Origin of the sequence: Halorubrum cibi, from assembly GCF_900182635.1 — an archaeon.
GTDB lineage: Archaea > Halobacteriota > Halobacteria > Halobacteriales > Haloferacaceae > Halorubrum > Halorubrum cibi.
In genome coordinates this window covers 170071-186358 of the sequence record NZ_FXTD01000004.1, presented here as the reverse complement: position 1 = coordinate 186358, position 16288 = coordinate 170071, and the positions used below count along the sequence as shown (strand labels likewise).

Genomic DNA, 16288 nt, shown 5'->3' with positions numbered 1-16288 from the left:
GGAGGCGTGAGGACGACGCCGTGAGCAGGAGCGGAAGGCCGACGATCGGACCACCTCCGCCCCGAACATGGGGTTCATACGTGATGCCGACGAAGGGGTGGCGTAATGGCTCAGGCCGGGAATCAGGACCTCACCGAACGGTTCATCCAGTTCTACCGGAACTACTACCGCGAGGAGATAGGCACCCTCGCACAGAAGTACCCCAACGAACAGCGCTCGCTGTACGTCGAGTACGACGACCTCTTCCAGTTCGACCGCGACCTCGCCGAGGACTTCCTCACGAAGCCCGACCAGATGCGCGAGTACGCCGAGGAGGCGCTGCGGCTGTACGACCTCCCCGCCGACGTCAGCCTCGGGCGCGCGCACGTCCGACTCCGGAACCTGCCCGAGAACATCGACATCCGCGGGATCCGCGTCCACGACGACCACATCGGTAAGCTCGTCTCGGTCCAAGGGATCGTCCGCAAGGCGACCGACGTCCGCCCGAAGGTGACCGAGGCGGCCTTCGAGTGTCAACGCTGCGGGACGATGACGTACATTCCCCAGAGCGACGGCGGCTTCCAGGAGCCCCACGAGTGTCAGGGGTGTGAACGACAGGGACCCTTCCGCGTCAACTTCGACCAGTCGGAGTTCATCGACTCCCAGAAGCTCCGGATCCAGGAGTCGCCCGAGGGGCTCCGCGGCGGCGAGACGCCTCAGTCGCTCGACGTCGACATCGTCGACGACATCACCGGCGAGGTGAGCCCCGGCGACCACGTCACCTGCGTCGGCGTCCTCCACATCGAGCAGGTCGAACAGGGCAACGAGAAGTCCGCCATCTTCGATCTGTACATGGACGGCGTCTCCATCGCCATCGAGGACGAGGAGTTCGAGGACATGGACATCACCGACGCGGACCGTCGCGAGATCATCGAGCTCTCAAACCGCGACGACATCTACGACGCGATGGTCGACTCCATCGCGCCCGCCATCTACGGCTACGAGGAGGAGAAGCTCGCGATGATCCTCCAACTGTTCTCGGGCGTCACCAAACACCTCCCCGACGGCTCGCGGATCCGCGGCGACCTACACATGCTCCTTATCGGCGACCCCGGAACGGGAAAGTGTGTTCACGGAGACACGCTTATCACGCTCGGAGACGGTCGAGAACGTCAAATAAGGGAAGTCGTCGAAGAGAACCTGGACGATCCGAAGGAAGTAGACGACGGCGTTTGGGACGACGTCGACTTCGAGGTTCCTGCCCTCCAGCAGGAGGGATCGATCGCACGGTCACGAGCGACGAAGGTCTGGAAGCGAGAAGCCCCCGAAACGATGTATCGGATAGAAACCGCGTCGGGACGGAGGATCGAAGTGACGCCGTCTCACCCCTTGTTCGTCCAGCGCGACGCACGGTTCACTCCGGTGGTGGCCGACGATCTGGACGCGGGCGAGTTCGTGGCGGCTCCCCGACGACTCGACGTCGACGCCGATGACACGCTTGACGTCGACTTCCGTAGGGCACGGTCGTACAACGCGGTTCGTCTCGAACCTCCGACGCAGTGGACTGCGGCGCTGGCTCGTCTCATCGGATACGTCGTAGCGGAGGGATACGTGGCGAAACGTGACGACCACTCCGGCTTCGTCTCGATCACGAACAACGACGAGGCAGTCCTCGACGACGCCGGCAACACGCTCGCGAACCTCGGACTCGAATTCACCATCCGAAAACCACACGACGGGAAGAGCGCACGCGAATTGCTCTGCTCCGCGGGAGAGTTCGTCAGCTTCCTCGAAGGGATCGATGAGGCTATACTCGAGAACTCGTCAGAAAGACGAGTTCCTCCGAGTATCTTCGGCACTTCCGAGGCTATCACGGCAGCATTCGTCAAAGGCTTCGTCGAGGGAGAAGGTCACGTCTCGTCCTCACAACGTGAAATAACCGTCGCGTCGATGAGCGAGGAGTTGCTCACGGGCGTTCGTTCTCTCCTGCTTCAGCACGGGATAACGACCCAGATACACGAGCGGCAAAACGGCAGTCACCGTCTCCGTATCAGCGGGTCACAGTTCGATCGATACGTTACCGAGATCGGGTTCATCACCGATCGGAAACAGGCCGCAGCCGAGGAACACCTCCGGACGGATCAGAACACGAACGTGGACGTGGTCCCCGGCGTCGGTCCGACCCTTCGTCGGTTACGTGAATCGCTCGGGCTGACGCAGTACGAATGCGGCGTCCCACGGAGCACGTTCCGACACTACGAAGCCGGAAATCGAAACCCGAGTCGGACCGCGCTTCGTCGGATCGTCGATGCGTTCGAGGATGCGTGTCGATCCTCGAACGGGCCCGAGGTGCTTGCTAAAGCGGACGGCGGCTCTACCGCGCGTGACGTTGCCGCGCTGCGTCAATTCGTCGAGGGAGACGTTCGCTGGGATCGAATCGAGTCGATCGAACGGGTCGAATCCGAGGACGACTGGGTGTACGATCTCGAGGTAACGGGGGCGCATAACTACGTCTCGAACGGGATCATCTCGCACAACTCCCAGATGATTTCGTATGTAGAAAACATCGCGCCACGATCGGTCTACACCTCCGGGAAGGGCTCCTCGGCGGCGGGGCTCACCGCGGCGGCGGTACGCGACGACTTCGGCGACGGCCAGCAGTGGTCGCTCGAGGCCGGCGCGCTCGTCTTAGCCGACAAGGGGATCGCTGCAGTCGACGAACTCGATAAGATGGACTGCGTGACCGGCGACACGCTGATCTCACTCGCCGACGGACGCGTGGAACGAATCGACGAACTGGCGCGGGAAGCGGCCGAAGACGGTGATATAGAATCGCTCTCGAACGGTCGCCGCATCCGAGACGTCGACCTCGCCGTCTGGTCGATGGACGAGAGCGGCCAGTTGGTCGAGCGTCCCGTCTCCGCCGTCCACGAGTACGACGCGCCGTCGGAACTGACCCGAGTGACGATGGAGACCGGCGAGTCGCTGACGGCGACGGCCGATCACCCGTTCTTCGTCCTCGAAGACGGTGAACGCGTCGAGCGCGAGGCGGCCGCGCTCGACGACGGCGACTGGGTCTACGTTCCCCGCGAGGTTCCGAGGAAGGCGACGGACGGTGGAGCGGCGGCTACGAACGGTATCGGCGGATGCGAATCCACCGCCCCCAACGAAGGAATCACAGCTCCGATGGCCAGCGTTCTCGGGTACCTCTCCGGGGACGGGAACGTTTTCTACGACCGCGACGAGGGCGTGTACGGCGTCCGGTTCACCAACACGGACGACGAACTGCTGGCCGACTTCGAGCGAGCGGCGCGGTCGGCGTTCGACGCGGAGCCGACGCGGCCGCCGAGCGAGAAGCGCGGCGGCGTCGAAACGGTTCGCGTCACCGGAAAGGAACACGCCGACGCCGTCCTCAACGCGGGCATGAACCTCGGTCGGTACGACGAGAAGTGCTTTCCGACCGCCGTTTCGACGGGGAATCGCGCGGCGAAGGCGGCGTTCGTTCGTGCGCTGGCCGACAGCGAGGGACACGTCGACGAGTCGGCGGGGAACGTCCGCGTGATGTCCGCGAGCCGGAACCTGCTGGAAGGCGCACGGAACCTCCTCTTAGGGTTCGGCGTGTCGAGCCAGATACAGCACCGCGGACGCGACGACGGTCGAGACGTGTACCTCCTCACGGTGACCGACGCGGACTCGCTGGCGGCGTTTCGGCGGCTCGTCGGGTTCACCGCTACTCGGAAGGCGGCGGCGCTCGATCGGGTCGTCGAATCCGCCGACGGCGACCGCACGATCCTCGACGTGATCCCGGAAGTCGAAGGGGTGATCGCGCGGTGTCGAGACTCCCTCCGGCTTCACCAGCGTGAATGCGGGCTCAATGCGGGTACGTATCACGACTTCGAGAACGGGACCGCGAACGTGTCGCTCCACCGAGCTCACCGGATCCTCACTGCGTTCGAGGAGCGGCGGGAGCGGGCCGCCGAAGACGCCGACGCGCTCGACGGGACGGCGACGTGGGAGACGCTCGCCCAACTGCGGCATCGGTACCACGTCTCTCAGTCCGAACTCGCTGACGGAACCACGCTGTCACAACAGCAGATATCCCGCGGTTGGGACGAAAGCGACGAGGTCAACCGGACGGTGACCGCCCGACTTCGGGATGTCGTTACCGAGGTCGCGAACACCGATCTCGGCGACCTTCGTGAGTTCGTCCGCGGCGACGTGAAGTGGCGTCGGGTTGGGTCGGTCGAGACGGTTCCTCCGGAATCAGTCGAACACCGTGGCACGGTCCTCCGACAGCGACTCGCCGACGCCATCGGCGGACCGATCGAGACGGTCGAGCGACGCGCGCGAGAACTCGTCGACCGCGAACTCCCTGGGAGGACGCGAACGGAATTGCTGGCCGCACTCGACGCGTACGGCGTCAGTCAGGCCGACGTCTCGTCGTCGCTCGACGTGAGCCAGGCGACCGTCTCGCGGTGGCTCTCCGGAGCCGTCGAAACGGATCGGCTCGACGAGTTGCGTGAGGCGGTCGTTAGCGAGGTGACCGCCGTCAGAGAGGAACTGCGGTCGATCCTGTCCCGGATCGACGACGGGCGACGGCCGAAGGTGTACGACCTGACCGTCGAGGGGACGCACAACTTCGTCGCGAACGGGCTGGTGGTCCACAACTCTTCGGACCGCTCCGCGATGCACGAGGGGCTCGAACAGCAGAAGATCTCCGTCTCGAAGGCGGGAATCAACGCCACCCTCAAGGCGCGGTGTTCGCTGCTCGGTGCGGCCAACCCGAAGTACGGGCGGTTCGACCAGTACGAGCCGATCGGCGAGCAGATCGACTTGGAGCCCGCGCTCATCTCGCGGTTCGACCTGATCTTCACGGTGACCGACCAGCCGGATCCCGAACACGACTCGCGGCTGGCGAAACACATCATCAAGACGAACTACGCCGGCGAGCTCAACACCCAGCGCGAGGAGCTGGCGACCTCGGAGTTCACCTCGGATCAGGTCGCGGAGGTGACACAGGAGGTCGCCCCGGCGATCGACGCCGAGCTGCTGCGGAAGTACGTCGCGCACGCGAAGCGTTCCTGTTACCCGACGATGACGGAGGAGGCCAAAGGGCTCATCGAGGAGTTCTACGTCGACCTGCGCTCGAAGGGAGCCGACGAGGACGCGCCCGTTCCGGTCACCGCCCGGAAGCTGGAGGCGCTCGTCCGGCTCTCGGAGGCGAGCGCGCGGGTCCGACTCTCCGATACGGTCGAACGCGAAGACGCCGACCGCGCGACCGACATCGTGGAATCGTGTCTCCAGGACATCGGCGTCGACCCGGAGACGGGCCAGTTCGACGCCGACGTCGTCGAGACGGGCACCTCGAAGAGCCAGCGCGACCGCATCAAGAACATCAAGACGCTCATCGCGGACATCGAGGAGGAGTACCAGGAGGGCGCGCCCGTCGAGGAGGTGCTCGACCGCGCCGGCGAGATCGGGATGGACGCGGGGAAGGCGGAGCAGGAGATCGAGAAGCTCCGGACGAAGGGCGAGGTGTACGAGCCACAGCAGGGTCACCTGCGGACGACGTAGATGGACCGGATCTCCGCGTTACGGAACGTCGAGAACGCCCTCCGTGCGTTCGAGAACGGCGAGGAGGACCTCTCGGGAACGGAGCGGCGCGTCGCTGCCGTGCTCCGGACGTACGCGACGGAGTTCGACGGCGAGGACGCCGTCTTCCGCGCGGTCGGCGACCCGCCGGTCGACGGGCGCGTCGTCGTCGCTCCCTCGGAGCCGGCGGCGCGCGAACGGGTGCTGGCGGCCGCCGGGATCGATCCCGTGGATGCGGAGTCGACGGCGGGCGACGACGTTCCGGAGTTCGACCTCGAGCGGGTCTGAGATCGTCGAGGATCCGATCGGTCGCCGACATCGTTCGCCGACATCGTTCGCCGATGTCGTTCACCGACACCGGTCACCGGCGCGGTCGCCGCTGGCGTTCGGAACCGATTTATCCGATAGCCGAGCACCGACGCTCGTGTTACTGGTCGTAACGTACTCGGAGGCGGCCCGGACCGGGCTCCGCAACGCGTGTCGCCGTCACGACGACCAAGTCGTCCGGCGGTTCGGCCGCGCGGCGTTGCTCGAAGCGACCGCGTACGGCGCGTTCCTGGCGTTGCGGCTGCGCGAGGCCCACGGCGACGCCGTCCAGATCGAGCGGACCGAGCCGTTCAACGAGTTCGCAGTCGTCGACACCGCAGTCAGGGAGGCCGCGAGCGCCTACGCCGACCGGGACGCGAGATCGACGCCGTACGCCTCGTTCGCCGCCGGAACGGACCACCCCGACCCGGAAGCGATGAAGCGCCGAGAGCTGTGACCGCTCGGCGCGACCGCGGTCCCCTCGGTCGTGATGACTCGGACCGTGACGGTCTCGATGGCGAGTCGTCAGATCCAGCCGAGGGACCACTCCCGAATCCTGCGGAAGTGCTCGGGCGAGTTCCGACCGGGACGAGTCTCCGGCGTGAACTCGCCGCTGCGGCTCGTTCTCGAGGGCAAACCTCGTCGTTCGCGATCGAGATCGAGGCGATCCACGCGGAGCTGACGACGATCGAGATCCCGGAGGTCGACCTCGAGAGCGCACGACGGCGGGTCGCCGATGCCACCGGCGAGGAAGGCCGATTGAAGGAACGCGTCGCGGCGGTCCGCGGTGACGTCCGGACTCGCCGGGCCGTCGACGCCGATCCCGCGGAGGCGCTCGACGATCTCGAGACGGCCGCGGCGGAGCTCTCTGAGGCACAGACCGCCAGGATCGCCGCCGAACAGGCGCTCGAGCGGGAGCGCGAACGAGCGGCCGCGGCGCGTGACGAGCGCGAGCGCCGTCTCGCCCTCCGCGATCGGCTGGGGAACCGGAAGCGCGACGCACGGAAGGAGCTCTCGATCGCGATGTACCCCGAGTTTCGGGAAGCGCTCTCGGCGGTTCCGGGAGGCGATCCCGTCGACGCCGGAACGGCCCCGAGCGAGTACGGCGGCTGCGCGGTCGCCGCCTCGCTCGCGGCGATACGGATCGCGGAGATCGAGGATCCGGTGACTCTCCGACCGGCGATCGACTCCGTCTCGGACGCGTCGGAGGAGGCGGACCTGGAATCGGTCCTCGGCGTCCCCGTTACCGGACCCGACCTTTAGATAGGATGCCGCTCCAGCCGACGCATGAGTGTGGACCTCTCGTGGACCGTCGAACGCGAATCTGGCGTGCGGTTCGTCGCCTGTCGCGTCCACAACGCGGGCGCCGTCTCCCGGTGCGTTCGCGTCCGGAATCGGATCGACGGCCCGATCCTCCCGCCGCGACGGTCGGGCGTTCCGGAGGAGGGGTGGGACGCGACCGGCGTGACCCTCCGTCTCGAGCCGGACGAACGCCGCGGCGTCGGGTTCGCGGTCGTCGGTCCGGCGGACGAGTCGGTCGCCGATCCACCGGTCGAGATCGCGGACGCCCGTCCGATCGACGGCGACGAGGAACCCACCGTGACGGCGGCTGCGGCGGTTCGATCGCTCGGTGAACACCGCCCACCGCGGGACGCTCTCGTCGGTTCCGAACCGACGGATCCGCCCGCAGTCAACGTGGACCTCGAAAGCGACTCCGCCGACGCGACGGACGAGGTCGCCGGCGCGGTCACGGGAGTGTCCTCGCCGGACGGCGGGACGACACCTCCGATCGAGGACGATGGCTCGGGGGATCGCGACGCCCGGTTGCCTCCCGGAAGTTCGCGCGCCGTTTCGATCGGATCGCGCGGTCTCGAGGACCGGCTCGATCGGGCGGAGCGTCGCATCGAGCGGGCGGAGCGGTTGACGGACGCCGACCTCGCGACGGCGACCGACGCGGTCGAGCACCTCGGCGGCGTAACTGGGGTCGCGACGCTCGCGGAACGTGTCGCGGACGACGCGGCGGCGCTCCGGCGACTGAGCGAGCGCGCGTCGTCGTTGGCTGCGCGCGCGGAGGCGACGGACGTGCCGACCGAGGCGCTGGAGCGACTTGCGTGATCCTCGCCGTGGCGGGCGGCAAGGGCGGCGTCGGGAAGACGACGCTCGCGTACAACGTCGCGGCCGCGCTCGACGCGGTCGTCGTGGACGCCGACCTCGGCATGGCGGACCTCCCGGCCGGTCGCGGCCCCGATCTCCACGACGTGCTCGCTGGCCGCGCGGCGGTCGCGGAGACGCTCCGACCCGGACCGGTGGACGTGATTCCTTGCGGCCGAACCCTCGCCGGCGCGCGGGCGTCCGATCTGACTCGTCTCGCCGACGCCGTCGAGGACGTCGAACGGACGCACGGAACGGTCGTGATCGACTGCCCGGCGGGGCGGCGTGCCGACGCAGGCGTTCCGTTGGCGGTCGCGGACGCCTGTCTCGTCGTCGTCTCCCCGCGGGCGTTCGCGCTGGCCGACGCGATCCGAACCCGGGAGCTCGCTCGCGAGCTCGACGCCGGACTCGTCGCCTGCGCGGTCAACCGGGTCGTCGAGGAGCCGCCGGCGGAGGCCATCGCCGACGCGCTCGGCGCACCGACGGCGGTCGTCCCCGCCGATCCCCGCGTCGGTCGGTCCGTCGTCCGGGAACGTCCGATCGTCGACGCCGCCCCCGACAGCGCGGCCGCCGCCGCGGTCCGCGAGCTGGCACGTCGCGTGCCGCGGTAACGGGACGGAGCGGGTCGGCGGTCGCCGGTGGCGCGTGGGGTTAGCCACCGGGATCGCGTGGTTTTAGCCGCCGCGTGCTCGACGATCGGCCGATGCTCACGGTCGCGTTCCTCCTCGGCGTCGTCGTCCTCGCGTTCCTCGCCGTCGCGGTCGGTCCGCTCTACGCGGCCGACCGCCTTCGCGACCTCCGCGAGCCGACCGATCCGGAGCGCGCCGCGCTCGACGAACTCCGTCGCGAGGCCGGGCTCGACGTCGACCGAATCGCCGTCGTGGAGGTCGCCGATCCGGACTCGATCGACGTCTCGGTGAAGGGTCCGCCCCGCCGGCGGGTGCTCTTTCTCACCGAGACCGTCCTCGGGGACCTCGAGGAGGACGTCGCCGTCGGCTTGCTCGCCGCCGAAGCGGGTCGCGTCCGGACGTACTACGGCGAGTTCCGGGCGCTCGCGGTCGCCGTCGTCGTCGGGATCCTCGCCGCGATCGTGACGGCGAGCGCCGCGTTCGACGCCGGGTTCCTCTCGCTTCTCGCGGTCGGCATGGCCTCCTTCTGGGTCGGGCGGCGCGTCCAGTACGCGGCCGACGACCGCGCCGCCGACGCGGTGGGGGCCGCTCGGGTCGCCGACGCCTTCGAGCGAGTCGCGGAACGACGCGGCGTCGAACCCGCGACCGGCGACTGGTCGACGTGGTTCGAGGTCCAACCCCCGCTCGGCGATCGGATCGCGGCGCTACGGGAGCGCGCGGCAGAGAGCGCCTGAGAATCAGCTTCGCGGACGGGTCGTCAATCGGCGAGCCGGACGACGGCCTCGTCGCAGTCGACCCGGACGTCGTACTCGCCCACGCTGAACGAGAGCGCGACGTCACCGTCGGGGCAGTGAGTGACGAGCGCGGCGAGCGCGTCCGGATCGACGTGGTCACACAGGACGATCCCCGCTTCCTCGCCGAGCGCATCGGGGTCCACGCCGGCGAGATCGGCGACCGCGTCGGCGACGGCGAGGACCGGGGACCGGTCGCCACGACCGTGGGGGACGCGGACCGGTTCGGAACGCGATCCGGCGTCGGAAACGTCCGTCGTGGCGTTGCTCATACCTCCTCACACGCGCGACAGCGTATAAACGTCCGCAACCGATTATCCAGTCTGATAACACCGATCTCGGCGGAGGGAGACTCCGGGCGGCGAGCGAAACGCATAATTGGACACACGATCCACGGGAGCACATGGCACCCGAACGCGCCAGCGAGGGTATCGTCGAGGAAGTCGGACGCGACGCGTTCAGGCCGTTTTTCGCGTGAACTGCGCGCGGCGGAGCCGCCCCGCGGCGGGACGGTGAAACCGCGCGGTTCGACCGGTGGCGACGGGTAGTGCGGTCCGGTCGGTCCGGACCCCGTTCGTGCCCGCTGCCCCGTACCGCGCCGGCGACGTGCCGGAACCGTTACCACGCAGCCACACGCGTATCCACACAACCGAATGCGACTCCCGGAACGACAGCTCGCGGTCCTCGAGGCCGCGAGCGCGACGGACGAACTGACGATGGACGAGATCGCGACCGAGACGGGACTGAAACCCGAGACGGTCACCGGCGCGGCCTTCGACCTGCGCGACGAGGGCCTGCTCGCCGTGACGGAGACGACGACGGAGATCGCCGAACTCACGGACGAGGGACGCGAGTACGTTGCCGAGGGGCTCCCCGAGACGCGGCTCTACCGAGCCGCGGTCGACGCCGGCGCAGTCGACGGGGCTGTTTCCATGGGCGAGGTCATCGGCCGCGCCGACCTCGCGGGTCCCGAGGTCGACATCGCCCTCGCGAACCTCCCGCGGAAGGGGTTCGGGACGATCGACTCGGGCGAGCTGACCGTCGATCCGGACGCCGACCCCGACGCCGATCCCGAGGCGGCCGCGCTGGCGACGCTCTCCGACGGCGGGAGCGTCGACGACGAATCGGTCCTCGACCGGCTCGCCTCGCGCGGGCTCGTCGACCTCGCGGAGCGAACCACCCGCGCGGTCACGCTCACCGACGCCGGCGTCGACGCGCTGATGGAGGGCGTCGAGGCGGCCGAGACGGTCGGACAGGTCACGCCGGACCTGCTCGCGAGCGGCGAGTGGGCGGACGTCGAGTTCGCCGAGTACAACGTCGAAGCGGATGCACCCGCGGTCGAGGGCGGCCGGAAACACGTGCTCCGACGGACTGCCGACCGCGTGAAGGACGTCCTCGTCGGGATGGGCTTTCAGGAGATGGAGGGACCCCACGCCGACAGCGACTTCTGGATCAACGACTGCCTGTTCATGCCTCAGGACCATCCGGCCCGGACCCACTGGGACCGGTTCGCGCTCGATGTGGAGCCGATGGAAGACATTCCCGAGGCCCTGATCGACCGGGTCGAGACCGCCCACCGCGACGGGTGGGGCGAGGACGGCGACGGCTACCACTCGCCGTGGTCCGAGGAGTTCGCGCGCGAGGTCGCCCTCCGCGGCCACACCACCTCGCTGTCGATGCGGTACCTCTCGGGGTACGCCGGCGCGGAGTTGGAGCCGCCCCAGCGGTACTTCTCCGTCGAGAAGGTGTACCGCAACGACACGCTCGACCCGACGCACCTCCTGGAGTTCTTCCAGATCGAGGGGTGGGTGATGGCCGAGGACCTCTCGGTGCGCGACCTGATGGGCACCTTCGAGGAGTTCTACCGCCAGTTCGGGATCACGGACATCCGGTTTAAACCGCACTACAACCCCTACACCGAGCCCTCCTTCGAGCTGTTCGGCGACCACCCCGAGACCGGCGAGGAGATCGAGATCGGCAACTCCGGCATCTTCCGCGAGGAGGTGACCGGGCCGCTCGGCGTCGACTGCGACGTGATGGCGTGGGGACTCGCCCTGGAGCGGCTCGCGATGCTCACCACCGGCGCGGAGGACATCCGCGACCTCCACGGGACGTTGGCGGACATCGACTTCCTGCGGAACGCGGAGGTGAGCTACTGATGCCCGTCGTCGACGTCGACCCCGACGCGCTCCGCGGGCTCACCGGCCACACCGAGAAGACGGACGAGGAGTTCAAGGACGACCTGTTCGGGCTCGGGCTGGAGTTCGAGGGAGAGACGGACGACGGCGAGTTACAGTTCGAGTTCGCGCCCGATCGGCTCGACCGGTTGAGCGTCGAGGGCGTCGCCCGCTCGCTGCGGTACCACTACGGTGACGACCGCGGCGTCTACGTCCCCGAGGTCAACGACGCCGAGTGGACGATCGAGGTCGACGAGTCGGTGCCCGACGAGCGTCCCTACGTCACGGGCGCGGTGGTCCGCGGCGTCGACCTCGACGAGTCCGCCCTCGAGTCGCTCATCCAGCTTCAAGAGAAGCTCCACGCCACGATGGGTCGCGGCCGCGCGAAGGGCGCGATCGGGATCCACGACCTGGCGATGGTCAAGGGCGCGCCGCTTCGGGAGGGCGCGGAGCGCTCGATCACCTACCGCGGGATCGAGCCGGACGGCGAGACGTTCGTCCCGCTGGACTCCAACGACGAGTTGACGCCCGCCGAGGTGCTCGAGGAGCACGACACCGGCCGGACGTACGCCGACCTCGTGAGCGAGTACGACCGCTACCCCGCGATCTACGACGAGCTCGGGCTGTTCTCGTTCCCGCCCGTGATCAACGGGAGGCGGACCGAGGTCGACACCGAATCCCGCGAGCTGCTCGTCGAACTCACCGGCACGGACCAGTGGACGATCGACAAGATGTGTACGATCGTCTGTTACGCGCTCTCCGCGCGCGGCGCGACGATCGAGGAGGTCGAGGTCGCGTACGCCGACGGCGCGACCCACCCGGAGGAGTACGGTCCAGAACTCGTCCGCCCGAACCTCGAGGTCGACGAGAAGTCCGTGAGCCACGACCGGATCGAGACGCTGCTCGGCGTCGACTTCGAGCCGGAGGCGGTCGTCGACTGCTTCGAGCGCTCCGGACTGGACGCCAGCTACACGCTCGACGAGACGGTGACCTACGAGGTGGAGATCCCGCCGTACCGCGTGGACGTGCTCCACCCGCTCGATCTGGTCGACGACGTGGGACGCGCCTACGGCTTCGACGAACTGGAGCCGCGCTACCCCGACGTGGGAACCGTGGGCGGGCGTCACGAGCGAACCCGGCTCGAGGACGCGGTCCGGACGAGCCTCGTCGGGCTCGGCTTCGAGGACCTGCTCAACTTCCACATGACGAGCGGGGTCGAGAACTACGACCGCATGAGGCTGGAGCCGGGGACCGACCTCCTCGGCGGCGGCGAGCCCGTCGAGATAACGGAGCCGTACAGCGAGGAGTACACCCAGCTGCGGACGTGGGCGCTCCCGTCGCTGCTGCTCTTACTCGAGGGCAACACCCACAACGCCTACCCGCAGGACGTCGCCGAGATCGGCTTCGTCGCGGAAGGCGACGAGTCGGAGAACACGAACGTGGCCGAGTCCCGCCACGTCGCCGGCGCGGTCGCGCGCCGGGACGCCTCCTACGAGACCGCGAAGGGTCGACTTCAGGCGGTGTGTGACGACTTCGGCGTCGAGCTGGAGACGCCGCGGACCGATCACCCGACGTTCATCGACGGTCGGACCGCGAGCGTCGTCGTCGACGGTGAGTCGGTCGGCGTGATCGGCGAGGTCCACCCGGAGGTCCTCGTCGAGCACGACTTGGAGGTGCCCGTCGCCGCCTTCGAGTTCGACCTCGACGCGCTTCGCTGAGCCCGGATCGGTACGGGAGGGAAACGCCCATTAGGCTGTTTCTCGGACGGTAACACATGCCAACGGAACCGCTCGCGACCTTCGAGTCGTCGGTCGCCGATCTCGGAGTCGGCCTCGTTCGGACGACGGCCGCGGAGTTCGAGTCGACGCTCGCCCCGCTTCTCGACGCGCCCGCGGTCGGCGCGCCGCTCCCGTTCGAGGGCGTCTCCCTGCCGGACGCCATGGAAACCGACCCGACGGTGGCTGACCTCGAGGCCGCGGCGACCGGCGTCACCGCCGCGGGATACGGCATCGCCGACTACGGCTCCGTGGTGATCCAGGGGGGGTCAGCAGGCGAGGAACCCGTGAGCCTCTACGCCGACGAACACGTCGCCGTCCTCGCCGCGAGCGACGTCCTCCCGGACATGGACGCGACGTTCGATCGACTCGCAGAGGACGTCCGAAGGGGCGTCGGACAGGCCGTCATCGCGACCGGACCGAGCGCGACCGCGGACATGGGTTCGCTCGTGAAGGGCGCTCACGGACCGATCGAGGTCACGGTCGTGCTCCTGGAGGACCGGTAGATGAGCGCCGACGACCGCCGAGCGAAGGCCGAGCGCATCCGCCACCTGCTCGACACCGAGGGCGACAGCGTCCAGCAGAACACGCGGGTGTTCAACGACGGGCGGTACGAGTCCACGGCGGACCTCGAGGACTACGAGGAACTCAAAGACGAGGCCCGCGCGATCAAGGAGGACGCCATCGAGCGGTTGCCCGAACTCCTCGATCGGGTTACCGAATCGGTCGAATCCAACGGCGGCACCGTCTACGTCGCCGACGACGCGGACGACGCGAACCGATACATCGAGGAGGTCGTCGACGGCCGGAACGTGGTGAAATCGAAGTCGATGACGACCGAGGAGATCGACGTGAACGACGCCCTCGAGGCCGACGGCGCGGGCGTCTGGGAGACGGACCTCGCCGAGTTCGTCCTCCAGGTCGCCGACGAGGCCCCCTCACACATCGTCGCGCCGGCCGTCCACAAGTCCCGAGAGGAGATCGCGGACCTGTTCAACGAGGTGTTCGAGCCCGACGAGCCGCTCGAGACCGCCGAGGAGCTGACGCGGTTCGCTCGCGAGTACCTCGGCGAGCGGATACTGGACGCCGAGGTCGGCATGACGGGGGCGAACTTCGTCGCGGCCGAGACCGGCACGCTCGCGCTGGTCACGAGCGAGGGCAACGCCCGCAAGTGCGTCCAGGCGACGGATACCCACGTCGCGGTCGCGGGCGTCGAGAAGATCGTCCCGAGCGTCGAGGACCTCCAGCCGTTCGTCGAACTCATCGGTCGGTCGGGGACCGGACAGGACATCACCTCCTACGTCTCGCTTTTCACGCCACCCGGCGACTCGCCGACCTTCGGCCGAGGGGGAGGGGGAGGGAAGGGATCGGGTTCCGACGGCGGATCGGGTCCCGACGGACCCGGTGCCGACGACGACCGCGAACTCGAGTCGGGCGACGACCGCGAGTTCCACCTCGTGCTCATCGACAACGGCCGCATGGAGATGCGCGAGGACGACGACCTGCGGGAGACGCTGTACTGTATCCGGTGTTCGGCGTGTGCGAACTCCTGTGCGAACTTCCAGCACGTCGGCGGGCACGCCTTCGGCGGCGAGACGTACTCCGGCGGCATCGCCACCGGCTGGGAGGCCGGCGTCCACGGGCAGAACAGTGCCGCCGAGTTCAACGACCTCTGTACGGGGTGTAGCCGGTGTGTGAACCAGTGTCCGGTGAAGATCGACATCCCGTGGATCAACACCGTCGTCCGCGACCGCATCAACCGCGGGAGCGAGGGCGAGTTCGACTTCCTCGTCGAGGGACTCACCCCCGACGAGGAACCCGGCGGGATCGACCTCCAGAAACGCCTGTTCGGGAACTTCGACGCGCTCGCGAGGCTCGGCTCGGCGTTCGCACCCCTCTCGAACCGGATCGCACGGAGCGGCCCCGCCCGATCGGTGATGGAGCGGACGCTCGGCGTCGACGGCCGCCGAGACCTTCCGACGTTCGAGCGCGAGTCACTCGTCGACTGGTTTGCGGACCGCGGGTCGCGAGTGGGTCCCGACGAGGCGCGCCGGACGGTCGCGCTGTATCCCGACGCGTACACGAACTACGTGCGCACCGAGCGCGGGAAGGCGACCGTCCGCGTCCTCGAATCCCTCGGCGTCCGCGTCGAGGTGCCGGCCGCCGGCGAGAGCGGACGGGCGCCGCTCTCACAGGGCATGGTGGCGACCGCCCGGTCCAACGCCGAGGCCGTCTACGAGGCGCTCTCGCCGGCCGTCGCCGCGGGCCACGACGTCGTCGTCATCGAACCCTCCGACCTCGCGATGTTCCATCGGGAGTACGAGCGACTCCTCCCCGAGGACGCCTACGACGCGTTGAAAGGGCACAGCTACGAGGTCATGGAGTACGTCTACGGCCTGCTGGAGAACGGCGCGGACGTCGACGCGCTCTCGGCGGGCGACGGCGAGCGGGTCGCCTACCACAGCCACTGCCAACAGCGCACCCTCGATCTGGAGCCGTACACGCTGGCGGTGCTTGAGGAATCCGGGTTCGACGTCGTGACCTCGGACGTGGAGTGTTGTGGCATGGCCGGGAGCTTCGGCTACAAGTCGGAGTACTACGAGCTCAGCGTGGACGTCGGCGAGACGCTCGTCGACCAGTTCAGTACGGACGACGCCGCGGACCGAACCGTCGTCGCCAGCGGCACGTCGTGTCTCGAACAGCTCGACGCGCTGCTCACGCGACGACCCGCGCATCCGGTGCGGCTGCTCGACGGACGGTAGCCGCCGGCGGCGGGGTCGGGGACGGAACGCGGCCAGCCGATCGCCGAAGATGGGTGGTTTTTATGCGATCGCGACGAAGCACGGGTAGATGAGTCGACGAAGCGAGCGCGCGTCGCCCCGAGGTGA

General features: G+C 68.4%; 12 protein-coding genes. 11 read left to right on the top strand and 1 reads right to left on the bottom strand.

Going from position 1 to position 16288, the window contains the following annotated elements; genetic code table 11:
- Positions 1–105 precede the first annotated feature (105 nt).
- The 7 genes from FN829_RS06860 (at position 106) to FN829_RS06830 (ending at position 9391) form a co-directional block, all read left to right on the top strand.
- Entirely contained in the window at positions 106–5553 is a 5448-nt protein-coding gene (locus FN829_RS06860; RefSeq protein ID WP_142986246.1) for an LAGLIDADG family homing endonuclease, read from the top strand.
- On the top strand, positions 5554–5859 hold the full coding sequence (locus FN829_RS06855; RefSeq protein WP_142986245.1) for a DUF7854 family protein: 306 nt from the start codon (positions 5554–5556) through the stop codon (positions 5857–5859).
- Between the two features lie 136 nt (positions 5860–5995).
- Complete coding sequence (locus FN829_RS06850) at positions 5996–6334, top strand: DUF7855 family protein (protein ID WP_142986244.1); 339 nt, start codon at positions 5996–5998, stop codon at positions 6332–6334.
- On the top strand, positions 6331–7140 hold the full coding sequence (locus FN829_RS06845; protein ID WP_185955705.1) for a DUF7856 family protein: 810 nt from the start codon (positions 6331–6333) through the stop codon (positions 7138–7140). The genes FN829_RS06850 and FN829_RS06845 overlap by 4 nt, the downstream gene beginning before the upstream one ends.
- Positions 7141–7164: 24 nt before the next feature.
- Positions 7165–7992: a DUF7857 domain-containing protein gene (locus FN829_RS06840; RefSeq protein ID WP_246066467.1), complete on the top strand. Its 828-nt coding sequence runs from the start codon at positions 7165–7167 to the stop codon at positions 7990–7992.
- Complete coding sequence (locus FN829_RS06835; RefSeq protein WP_142986242.1) at positions 7989–8639, top strand: nucleotide-binding protein; 651 nt, start codon at positions 7989–7991, stop codon at positions 8637–8639. The genes FN829_RS06840 and FN829_RS06835 overlap by 4 nt, the downstream gene beginning before the upstream one ends.
- Positions 8640–8731: 92 nt before the next feature.
- A complete protein-coding gene (locus FN829_RS06830; RefSeq protein WP_142986346.1) occupies positions 8732–9391 on the top strand; it encodes a M48 family metalloprotease in 660 nt (219 codons plus the stop codon).
- 23 nt (positions 9392–9414) lie between these two features.
- On the opposite strand, the gene FN829_RS06825 is transcribed toward FN829_RS06830, so the two are convergent.
- Entirely contained in the window at positions 9415–9720 is a 306-nt protein-coding gene (locus FN829_RS06825) for a HalOD1 output domain-containing protein (RefSeq protein WP_142986241.1), read from the bottom strand.
- Between the two features lie 381 nt (positions 9721–10101).
- Here FN829_RS06825 and pheS point away from each other — a divergent pair, with 381 nt between their 5' ends.
- Genes pheS through FN829_RS06805 form a run of 4 tightly spaced genes read left to right on the top strand, consistent with a single transcriptional unit; the run spans position 10102 to position 16162 of the window.
- Positions 10102–11607, top strand: a complete 1506-nt coding sequence (pheS, locus tag FN829_RS06820) for a phenylalanine--tRNA ligase subunit alpha (RefSeq protein ID WP_142986240.1) — start codon at positions 10102–10104, stop codon at positions 11605–11607.
- On the top strand, positions 11607–13343 hold the full coding sequence (gene pheT / locus FN829_RS06815) for a phenylalanine--tRNA ligase subunit beta (RefSeq protein WP_142986239.1): 1737 nt from the start codon (positions 11607–11609) through the stop codon (positions 13341–13343). Before pheS ends, pheT begins: the two co-directional genes overlap by 1 nt.
- A gap of 56 nt (positions 13344–13399) precedes the next feature.
- Positions 13400–13906: a LutC/YkgG family protein gene (locus FN829_RS06810; protein ID WP_142986238.1), complete on the top strand. Its 507-nt coding sequence runs from the start codon at positions 13400–13402 to the stop codon at positions 13904–13906.
- Entirely contained in the window at positions 13907–16162 is a 2256-nt protein-coding gene (locus FN829_RS06805; RefSeq protein WP_142986237.1) for an LUD domain-containing protein, read from the top strand. It abuts the gene before it with no gap.
- Positions 16163–16288: the final 126 nt, after the last annotated feature.

Coding starts and splice junctions, on each gene's coding strand:
- FN829_RS06860 (WP_142986246.1), top strand. CDS start 106: ATGGCTCAGGCCGGGAATCAGGACCTCACCGAACGGTTCATCCAGTTC.
- FN829_RS06855 (WP_142986245.1), top strand. CDS start 5,554: ATGGACCGGATCTCCGCGTTACGGAACGTCGAGAACGCCCTCCGTGCG.
- FN829_RS06840 (WP_246066467.1), top strand. CDS start 7,165: ATGAGTGTGGACCTCTCGTGGACCGTCGAACGCGAATCTGGCGTGCGG.
- FN829_RS06830 (WP_142986346.1), top strand. CDS start 8,732: ATGCTCACGGTCGCGTTCCTCCTCGGCGTCGTCGTCCTCGCGTTCCTC.
- FN829_RS06825 (WP_142986241.1), bottom strand. CDS start 9,720: ATGAGCAACGCCACGACGGACGTTTCCGACGCCGGATCGCGTTCCGAA.
- pheS (WP_142986240.1), top strand. CDS start 10,102: ATGCGACTCCCGGAACGACAGCTCGCGGTCCTCGAGGCCGCGAGCGCG.
- pheT (WP_142986239.1), top strand. CDS start 11,607: ATGCCCGTCGTCGACGTCGACCCCGACGCGCTCCGCGGGCTCACCGGC.
- FN829_RS06810 (WP_142986238.1), top strand. CDS start 13,400: ATGCCAACGGAACCGCTCGCGACCTTCGAGTCGTCGGTCGCCGATCTC.
- FN829_RS06805 (WP_142986237.1), top strand. CDS start 13,907: ATGAGCGCCGACGACCGCCGAGCGAAGGCCGAGCGCATCCGCCACCTG.